1 protein-coding gene is annotated in these 294 nt (G+C 48.6%); it reads right to left on the reverse strand.

Annotated features, from left to right (window positions below; genetic code table 11):
- A partial coding sequence (locus AC1M9H_RS14395; RefSeq protein WP_481613659.1) for a phage late control D family protein occupies positions 1-294 on the reverse strand: 294 nt, incomplete at both ends.

Below are 294 nucleotides of genomic sequence, written 5' to 3' on the forward strand. Positions count from 1 at the left end.
GGCTTTTGTTTTGCCATTCTTCAAAGAGGATTTCCACCACTTCGACCACGGATTTATTCATAAATACGCGGCTGTTGCGGCGTTTGTGCCACAAGTTTGTTGCATCGTTGAGCGTGAGTTTGTAGAGGGTCAGTGCCCCATCGCTTTGTCCTTGTGAGGCTTCGGTAATGATGCCAGTGGTTCTAAACAGGGTTCCTTGATCGGTGACTTGATCGACGGCCACTTGTGTGCCGATGAATTGTTTGAGTGGAATTAAGGCATTGGTCGAGAGACAGATGAGTTCTGCTTGCACGC

Source organism: Acinetobacter sp. ANC_7512, from assembly GCF_056779935.1.